Here is a 6,208-nt window from a genome sequence, read left to right as displayed (position 1 = left end):
GTTTGCGGGAGAGGGTGCGAGCGACAGCGAGCGGGTGAGGGCCCGCGGGTGAGGGCCCCGCCGCCTTGACCACGCACGCCCTTCCGTCGCATTCTCACGCATCCCGCACCGTCACGCCCCCACCCCGCCACGCCCGTCCGGATCCCCAGATGCGCAAGAAGCTCCTTATCGGCCTGCTGGCGCTGGTCGCGCTGCTGCTGATCGTCGTTCTCAGCGGGCGCTGGTGGCTGGGCCGCTCGGCGGCGGACCCCGCCCGCGACGCATCCATCGCGGGGCTGCAGGCGCCCGTGGAGGTGTGGCGCGACTCCCTGGGCGTGCCGCACGTGTGGGCGCGCAACGAGGACGACCTGTTCCGCGCCATGGGCTACGTCCACGCGCAGGACCGCCTGTTCCAGATGGAGCTCTTTCGCCGCGTGGCCGACGGCCGCATGGCCGAGATCCTGGGCGAAAACCTGGTCAACACCGACCGGTTCCTGCGCACCATCGGCATGGGGCGCGCGGCGGCCGAGAACGAGGCGCGGCTGGACCCCGCGCACCGGCGCCTGCTGCAGGCCTACGCCGACGGCGTGAACGCGTGGATCGGCAACCATCCCGGCCCGCTGCCGCCGGAGTTCGTCACCCTGCGCTTCAAGCCGGAGCCGTGGACCGTCCGCAACTCGCTTTCCATCGCCAAGATCATGGCGTGGGACCTGGCGGACTGGAACGTGGGCCTGGAGGTGCAGCGCGCCCTGGACGCCGTGGGCGACTCGCTGGGGCGCGATGTGCTGCCGTTCTATCCGGATTCCGGCCTGACGATCCTGGGCGGCGACGCCGACTGGGAGGGCCGGGGCGCCGCGCCGCCGGCCCAGGCCGCGCCCGCCGCCGCCCTGCCCCGCGTCTCGGGCGTGGAGCTGCCGGACGTGCCGCAACTCGCCCTGGAGCTGCTGGAGACGGCGTCGGCGTCGCACGCGTCCAACTCGTGGGTCATCGGCGGGTCGCGGACACGCTCGGGCAAGCCCATCCTCGCCAACGACATGCACCTGGCGCTGCGGGCGCCCGCCATCTGGTACCTGGCGGCCCTGCACGGCGGCCCCTTCGACGTCACGGGGATGACGCTCCCCGGCGTGCCCGTCGTCGTGGCCGGCCACAGCCGCCGCGTGGCGTGGGGCTACACCAACGCCATGGTGGACGACGTGGACCTGTTCGTGGAGCAGGTCGATTCCGCCAACCCCAACCGGTACCGCACGCCCGAGGGATGGGCGGAGATGACGGTCCGCCAGGACACCATCCGCGTAAAGGGCAAGGCGCCCGTCGTGCAGGCGGTGCGGGCCACGCGGCACGGGCCCGTCATCTCCGACGTGGACGAGCGCGGCGGCACGAACCGCGTGATCGCCATGCAGTGGACGGCGTACGCGCCCTCCACCGAGGTGGCGGCGCTCTTCGAGATGAACCGCGCGCGCAACGCAGACGAGTTCCTGCAGGCCGTCAGCGGGTTCAACAACCCGCACCAGAACGTGGTCTACGCCGACGCCGACGGGCAGTTCGGCTACTGGATGGCGGGCCGCGTCCCCATCCGCCGCGGGGGTGACGGCGTGCTGCCCGTCCCCGGCTGGACGGGCGAGGGCGACTGGACGGGCTGGCTGCGCTTCAACCAGCATCCGCACGTGCGCAACCCGGCGGACGGCTTTGTCGTCACGGCCAACAACCGCCAGGTGGGCAGCCAGTACCCGCACCACATCACGGCCAACTGGGCGGAGCCGTGGCGCGCCGTCCGCATCCGGCAGATGGTGGAGGCCGGCCGCGACCTGACCGCCGCGGACGTGCTGGCGCAGCAGATGGACGTGCGCGACGCCTGGGCCCTGCGCCACCTGCCGCGCGCCGTGCGGGCCGCGGACAACGCGGGGCTGGCGGATGCCGCGCACGAGCTGCGCGCGTGGAACGGCGAGGCCAGGGTGGACTCGCGCGGGGCGGCGCTGTTCTACGTGTGGTTCGAGGAGCTGCGCACGCGGGTGGGATCGGACGAGTTCCGGGGCAAGCCGGTCTACTTTCCGCGCACGGCCATGGAGCGCGTGCTGGCGCGCGGTGGCGGCCCATGGGTGGACGACGTGACGACGGATTCCACGGAGACGCTGGACGGCCTGGCGGCGGCGGCCATGCGTACGGCCGTGGAGCGGGTGGGAGAAAAGCGCTGGGGTGACCTGCACGTCACGCGCATCGACCACCCCATGGGCGTGGTGAGCGTGCTGGACCGCGCGTTCGGCCTCAACATCGGCCCGTTTCCCAACGGTGGCGCGTTCTACACGGTCAACGTGAGCGGATGGGGCGGGCGCACGCCGCCGTTCAACAACGCGTACGGCAGCAGCCAGCGCCACGTGGTGGACATGGCGGACCCGGACGGCTCCGGCGGCTTCGTGATCCCCACGGGGCAGAGCGGCAACCCGTACTCCCCGCACTACCGCGACCAGACCCCGATGTGGCGCGAGGGCCGCCTGTGGCTCATTCCGCTCGATCGTGGCAAGGCCGAGGCGCGCGCCGTCAGCCGGATGACGCTGCGGCCGGGGATGTGAGTGCGTGAGTGCGTGAGTGCGTGAGTGCGTGAGTGCGTGAGTGCGAAAGTGCGAAAGTGCGAAAGTGCGAAAGACGAACCCCGGACGGCATGGCCGCCCGGGGTTCGTCTCTTTTGCAGTTCTCCCCCTCCCCCGCGAAGCGGGGGCAGGGGGTCGGGGGGAGGGGGCCCTCCGCGCGCGAGAGACACTCCGCTCCCTGTCTGAATCCCCCCACCCTTTTTCCCCGCCTTCCGCTCGCGCCTGACGCGGGCTCAGTGCTGCTTGACGAACTTCTCCAGTTCGCGGGCGAAGTCGCGGGGGCGCTCCCAGTGCGGCGCGTGGCCCGTCGCCGGGTAGACGGACAGCGTGGCGTTGGGGATGGCCGCGATCAGCGCGTCCTGCTCCGCGCGCGGAAAGATGGCGTCCTGCTCGCCCCAGATCACCAGCGTCGGCGCCTGGATCTCGTCCAGCCGATCGGCGTTCCGCGTGGCGATCAGCCCGTCCAGCACATCCTTCCACACCTGCGCGGGCAGCTTGAGGCTCTCACCCACGGCCGTCTGCAGGAACGCGTCCGGGACGGGGTGAAAGACGGTGCTGGACTGGAAGTCGTACGCGAACTGGTACGGCACCGGGTCCGTCAGCGTCTGCACGGCATCGCGCAGGCCCAGCACGCCCTCGTTCCCCGCCACCGTCGCCGAGCCCACGAGCACCAGCTTCTCCACGCGCCCGGGATACTCGATGGCCACCGTCTGCGCGATGAAGCTGCCCATGGAGTGGCCCACGACCGTCGCGCGCTCGATGCCCAGCGCCTCCATCAGCCCGTCCACGTCCGCCGCGAAATCCTGCGGCGTGTAGCTGCCGGGCCGGTCGCTGTCGCCGTGGCCGCGCTGCGTGACGGAGATGGCGTGGTACCTGGGCGCCAGCAGCGGCAGGATGCGGCTGTACGAGAACCACGAGTCGGTGTAGCCGTGCAGCAGGATGATGGGCTCGCCGTCCGGCCGGCCCGTCTCGGCGTACTGCAGGCGCACGCCGCTGGGCAGCGTGACCTCGCGCAGCTGGATGTTCTTTGACGCCGCGACTTCCGCCGTCCCGGCGTCGATGGGCTGGCTGACCTGGGCGGGGTTGTCGCACGCCGCCGCGGCAATGAGGATCGCGGGCAGGGCGAAGCGCCGGGCGAACGTCGTGTATGCAGGCATGGGTGGATTGGGTGCGGATGACCTGAGATCGATGCCCAGCATGGATGCGGGCGGATGGGACGATAAGACACCGCCGTCTCGGCCGCGTCTCACCTGTTTACGAACGCGCGGAGGAATCGGATTCTGCCGCGAATTCCGAAAATCCCATGCGGCCCCTGGCATCGGACGCGAATGGGCTCGACGCTGGAAAATCGCGAACTCCACCCCGCTTTCCCTGTAGCCGGAAGCGGCACGGACCACCCCAACGACAGCGGGAAGCCTCACAGATTGCGTGAGGCTTCAACTGCCGGAGGGTCGTCGCCGGCGCACGCGACACGGCCTCCGCCGGGACAGTCCGCGAAGGCGGATTTCGTGCCTTTCCAGCGGCGAATTCATTCGCTCCGGCTGGGGGACGGCCCTTCCCGGACGAGACCCGCGATGCCGCGATGAGCATCGGTCACCGAGGCTGGAACGCGCCCGCTGCCCACCGTCATCCCCCCATCACACCCACATCGTGAACACGGCCACCTCGGGCGGCGCGCCCAGGCGCACGGGCATCACGGACGTGCCGATGCCGCGCGACACGTACAGCGGCACGGCGCCGGGATCGCGGAACCAGCCGCGCACGTAGCGCCCGCTCCCCGCCGGCAAGATCGGCGTCCAGCCCAGCAGGCTCACCTGCCCGCCGTGCGTGTGGCCGCTGAGCATCATCGTGATCCGGCTCACGTCCACCGGCGCCGGTATCGCGCCCAGCGCGGGGACGATCAGCCGGTCGCGGTGCTCGGGGCAGTGCGCCAGCAGCAGGTGCGCGTCCGCGTCCGGCACCGTGGCCAGGACGCGCCCATCCGGCCGTCCGCCGATCAAATCGTCCAGCCCCGTCAGCACCAGGCCGCGGCCGCCCGCGTCGTGGATGGCGGACTCGTTGACGAGCAGGCGGCAGTTGGCGCGATGGTAGACGTCCGCCAGCTCGCCCAGGTCCACGCCGCTCCAGTGCTCCCAGTTGCCCAGGATGGCGTACTTGGGCGTGCGCGCGTCGAACAGGGCCAGCAGCGACCGCAGCTCGCCCAGCCGGTCGGGCTTGTCCACCGAATCGCCCGTGAACAGCAGCAGCTCCGGGCGGATGGCGTTCACCCGCGTGGCGATGCGCCGGTGCATGGCGCCCACGCGGTGCAGGTGCAGGTCACTCACCTGCACGAACGTGATCTCGCGCTGCGCGGGGGACGTGCGCGCGTTCACCCGGTGATGGGTAAAGCCGGCCCGGTGCGGCTCCACGTATGCCGCGTATCCGCCCAGCGACAGGGAGCCCGTGCCCGCCGCGGCGGCGGAGAGGGCCAGGAATCGGCGTCGGTTCATCGGCAATGAGAAACCGGCCGGCGGAACGGGTCCGCCGGCCGGTCGACAGGGTGCATCCGCATCCGGCGGGCGCGGATCAGGCGCGGGCTACGCGGCCGCCGGCCTTGGGCGCCGGCGCGCGGCGCAGGGCCAGGTAGAACGCCGCCGCCGTGGCGATCAGCAGCACGCTGATGAGCTGGGCCACGGAGAACATCCCCAGCAGGCGGTCGTCCTTGGCGCGGAAGATCTCCACGATGAACCGCTCCACGCCCGCCAGCGCCAGCCACACGAAGAACAGCTGTCCCGGCGTGGCCGCCAGCCGCGGACGCAGCTTGACGAGCAGCGCCAGGATGATGAGCGTCATCCCCGTCTCGTACAGCTGCGTGGGGTGCACGGAGAGCACGGTGCTGTCGGGCACGGAGGCCGGCACGTCCACGCCAAAGGCGCGCAGGTTGGCGGCGGTGGAGGGCGGCGCCCCCTGCGGAAAGGCCACGGCCCACGGCGCGTTGGTGGGGCCGCCGTAGTCGTCGCCCACCAGGAAGCAGCCCACGCGGCCCACGGCGTAGCCCAGCGCCAGGGCGGGCGCCACGGCGTCGGCGACCTTCCAGGTGGGGAGCTTGAGCTGGTGCAGCCGGAACAGCACGCCCAGCGCGCCGCCGATGAGGCCGCCGTACCACACCAGCCCCGAGCGCGACAGCAGCGCGCCCCACGGGTCCATCGCCGTCTCGCCGAAGTGCAGGATGAGGTAGTAGAACTTGGCGCCCAGGATGCCGCAGATGGCCGCCCAGCCAGCCAGGTCCCACGCGGCCTCGGGGTCCTGCCCCTGGCGCTTGAGCTCGCGCGCGAGCAGCCAGCCGGCCGCCAGGAACGACAGCGCGATCATCACGCCGAAGCTGGTGACCTTGAAGCCACCGATTTCGAAGAGAACGGGCAACATCGCGGGGACCTGTTCGAGGGGGAGAACGAGCGGGAACACCTGTCGCGCATAAACTTACGCCACTTGGGCCGATCGGTAAAGGCGTGAGGGAGGACGGATGGTGATCGGCGGATGCGGGGACGGACGATTGCGGTGGAGTTCCAGCGGGTGGGCGATGGATCACAGGGGATGGCAGAGGCGCGTCGTTGCGCGACGCGGGGCCCTCTCCCCCGCCCGCCTTTTGCTCGTTCCTCGCAACG

The 6,208-nt window shown here is 71.4% G+C and carries 4 protein-coding genes; 1 reads left to right on the top strand and 3 read right to left on the bottom strand.

Features of this window, described 5'->3' with window-relative positions; all coding sequences use genetic code 11:
- Positions 1 to 149: 149 nt before the first annotated feature.
- Positions 150 to 2,546: a penicillin acylase family protein gene (locus tag VFZ20_RS23450; protein WP_329686389.1), complete on the top strand. Its 2,397-nt coding sequence runs from the start codon at positions 150 to 152 to the stop codon at positions 2,544 to 2,546.
- 251 nt (positions 2,547 to 2,797) lie between these two features.
- Here VFZ20_RS23450 and VFZ20_RS23445 read toward each other — a convergent pair whose 3' ends face one another.
- The 3 genes from VFZ20_RS23445 to lgt all read right to left on the bottom strand — a co-directional run bounded on the left by VFZ20_RS23445 (position 2,798) and on the right by lgt (position 5,969).
- Positions 2,798 to 3,721 carry an alpha/beta hydrolase gene (locus tag VFZ20_RS23445; RefSeq protein WP_329686388.1) on the bottom strand — a complete coding sequence of 308 codons (924 nt, stop codon included), beginning with the start codon at positions 3,719 to 3,721 and terminating at the stop codon, positions 2,798 to 2,800.
- Positions 3,722 to 4,201: 480 nt separating this feature from the next.
- Positions 4,202 to 5,053: a metallophosphoesterase gene (locus tag VFZ20_RS23440; protein WP_329686387.1), complete on the bottom strand. Its 852-nt coding sequence runs from the start codon at positions 5,051 to 5,053 to the stop codon at positions 4,202 to 4,204.
- Positions 5,054 to 5,129: 76 nt separating this feature from the next.
- Complete coding sequence (gene lgt, locus VFZ20_RS23435) at positions 5,130 to 5,969, bottom strand: prolipoprotein diacylglyceryl transferase (RefSeq protein WP_329686386.1); 840 nt, start codon at positions 5,967 to 5,969, stop codon at positions 5,130 to 5,132.
- Between the last annotated feature and the right edge of the window lie 239 nt (positions 5,970 to 6,208).

Source organism: Longimicrobium sp., from assembly GCF_036280135.1.
Taxonomy (GTDB): Bacteria; Gemmatimonadota; Gemmatimonadetes; order Longimicrobiales; family Longimicrobiaceae; genus Longimicrobium.
Note: the sequence above shows the minus strand (reverse complement) of the source record. Positions and strands in the feature narration are given on the sequence as shown.